The sequence below is a fragment of the Rhodococcus sp. CX genome, assembly GCF_015865005.1.
GTDB lineage: Bacteria > Actinomycetota > Actinomycetes > Mycobacteriales > Mycobacteriaceae > Rhodococcus.
Genome location: NZ_JADZGH010000257.1, coordinates 4,100 through 6,611 on the forward strand (window position 1 = coordinate 4,100; position 2,512 = coordinate 6,611).

Annotated in this window: 2 protein-coding genes and 2 pseudogenes; 2 read left to right on the forward strand and 2 right to left on the reverse strand. The window is 67.6% G+C overall.

Going from position 1 to position 2,512, the window contains the following annotated elements; translation table 11 throughout:
• Positions 1-234, forward strand: a pseudogene (locus tag I0Q12_RS34130) (holo-ACP synthase); the annotation flags it as partial.
• Between the two features lie 15 nt (positions 235-249).
• On the opposite strand, the gene I0Q12_RS27865 reads toward I0Q12_RS34130, so the two are convergent.
• Positions 250-1,104 carry a TetR/AcrR family transcriptional regulator gene (locus I0Q12_RS27865; RefSeq protein WP_248673983.1) on the reverse strand — a complete coding sequence of 285 codons (855 nt, stop codon included), beginning with the start codon at positions 1,102-1,104 and terminating at the stop codon, positions 250-252.
• A 90-nt stretch (positions 1,105-1,194) separates the two neighbouring features.
• Complete coding sequence (locus I0Q12_RS27870) at positions 1,195-2,058, reverse strand: cyclopropane mycolic acid synthase family methyltransferase (protein ID WP_197256740.1); 864 nt, start codon at positions 2,056-2,058, stop codon at positions 1,195-1,197.
• Positions 2,059-2,314: 256 nt separating this feature from the next.
• Here I0Q12_RS27870 and I0Q12_RS34135 point away from each other — a divergent pair.
• Positions 2,315-2,512 (forward strand): annotated as a pseudogene (locus I0Q12_RS34135) (dipeptidase); the annotation flags it as partial.

Consider the following 2,512-nt stretch of genomic DNA (forward strand, 5'->3'; position numbering starts at 1 on the left):
AAGGAAGCGCTGATCAAGGCATGGTCGGCGTCACTGTTCGGTCACCCACCGGTGCTGCCGGAGGGCATCCACCGCGACATCGAGGTGGTCTCGGATGCGTGGGGCAGGCCCGGTATCCGGTTGCACGGTGCCGTCGCCGAGCATCTGGCGGGCATGAGCATCCACGTCTCGCTCACCCACGACGGTGACATGGCCGGAGCGTTCGTCGTTCTCGAGGAGGCACCGGATGCGTAGATCCGGTCGACCGGTTCAAGCCGGGGAGGTTGCAGCCTCCTCGGCTTCACTCGTTTCCGGGGCCGTGCCCGATTCGGGGACCGTGTCCGCGTCGGCGGCCTCGCCCTTCTCGCGGCTGCCGTCCCCGTCGCCGGTTCCGGCTTCCTCCGCGCGGGCCTGCAGCCGCTTGCGCTTCTTCGCCCGGGCCCTCGAGTCCTGTTCGGCGACCTGCAAGTATGCGACCATCAGCCGTTTCAGTTCGACGACCGCGTCGGCGTGGGTCTGATCGTCCTGCACGGAGAAGTTCAGCATCGAGTAGACGACGTGGACGAGGACTTCGGCCATCAGCTTGCGGCGCGGCCTCGGTGTGTCGGGCGTGAGCGGTGCGAGCATCCGCTCGACCTGCTCGGCGAACTTGCGTTCGTGAATGGCCCCGGTCGCGCGGGTCGACGGGGTCGACTGCATCGCCAGCCACACCTCGCGGCGGGACGGATCGGTGGTCCACAGCCCGGCCATGTGGTCGACGAAGCTGTTGAGGAACCGCAGCCAGTCGACCGACGGGATCTTGCCGTTGAACTGGGCCAGTTCCTCCTGCACACCCACGAGGTCCTGGCGGTTCAGTTCACAGACGATGACGTACTTGTTCGCGAAGAACTGGTAGAGCGTGCCGATCGGCACGTCCGCGCGGGACGCGACCTCTTCGCAGGTGAACGATTCGAATCCGACCTCGGTGAGCAGCTCGCGGGACGCGGCGAGCAGGGCATCGAACTTGCGCCGGCTGCGTTCCTGCGTCGGTCGCCGCCGCGGCACGAGTTCTTGTGGCGCTGTTTGTACTTCCAACGCCGGATCGATCCGGCGCGGTGCTTTGCGCACGTTCGTTGCAGACTCCACGCGCCCCAGGCTAGCCGCAGTGCGCGGGAATGCCGAGAGATTGCCGTGAGGGCGAGTCGCAGCAAACACGGCCGAGCGTGCTCACGGTGCTCATGCGGCGAGGGTGAACTGCATGACGTCGATATGTCCGGTTCGGAAATGCTCGGCCGATCCGCGCAGGTATTTCATGAAGCGTTCGTACATTTCCTCGGAGGACAGCGCGACTGCTTCGGCGCGCCGGTCCGCCAGCGCCGCGGCCCAGTGCTCGAGCGTGCGGACGTAGTGCGGGCCGAGGGGATGGACGCGTTCGACGCGGAACCCGGCGCGTTCGGCGCCCGCCACGACCACCTCGGGCTGCGGAAGCTGCCCGCCGGGGAAGATCTCGCGCTTGATGAACAGGTGGAACAGGGCGTTCTCGCGGGTCACGGGGATGCCGCGGGACTTCAGCGTCGCGAGGGTGTGCCCGATGATGGTGTGCAGCAGCATCCGCCCACCCGGGGGCAGCATCCGGTGACACCGCTCGAAGAACTCGTCGTAGCGTTCCCGGCGGAAATGCTCGAACGCTCCGATGCTCACGATGCGGTCGGCGGTGCCGGTGTACTCCTCCCAGCCCTGCAACAGGACCCGCGCGGTCCGCGGACCGGGCAGCCGGGCGGCCTCGGCCGCGACGTGCTCGTACTGGTTGCGGCTCAGGGTCAGGCCGACGACGTCGACGTCGTAGTGGGTGACCGCGCGGAACATCGTCGATCCCCAGCCGCAGCCGATGTCGAGCAGCGTCATGCCGGGCTGCAGGTCGCATTTGCCGAGGGCCAGGTCGATCTTGGCGAGCTGGGCCTCCTCGAGCGTCATGTCGTCCCGTTCGAAGTACGCGCAGCTGTAGGTCATCGACGGGTCGAGGAACAGGGCGAAGAACTCGTCGGACAGGTCGTAGTGGGATTGGACCTGCTTGTAGAAGGGTGACAGTTCGGTGGGCATCGCAGTGCCTTTCCGTCCACGGGCCGGAACTGGTTCGACGGTGGCCCGGATGTCGAGAAACAACGCTACGCGGTCGGCGCGCCGTGCGGCACCGGAACGGCAGAGGGCGGCACACGATCCTACGATTGCGAGGGGAACCGAACAGGACGAGCACCGGTGCCCGATCGTGAGACCTTCGTCCGACACATCGAGGAGGCGTGTGAGCGTGACCGACACCGACACCCTGCAGCGGATCCGCGACCGGATCCGGGCCGCGATGCCCACCGCCCGAACCGAACTCGCGACCCTGGTCGCCTTCCGTTCGGTCGCGGACCCGCGACAGTTCCCCGCGGAGGAGTGCCTCGCCGCCGCCCGCTGGGTACGGGACGCCTTCGCCGCCGCCGGTATCGAGCACATCGAACTCGTCGAGACGTCCGACGGTTGCCCCGCCGTCGTCGGACACAGTCCGGCCCCG

What these genes read in the sequence shown, in the direction of transcription:
- I0Q12_RS27870 (WP_197256740.1), bottom strand. Translation starts at nt 2,058, where the DNA reads ATGCCCACCGAACTGTCACCCTTCTACAAGCAGGTCCAATCCCACTAC.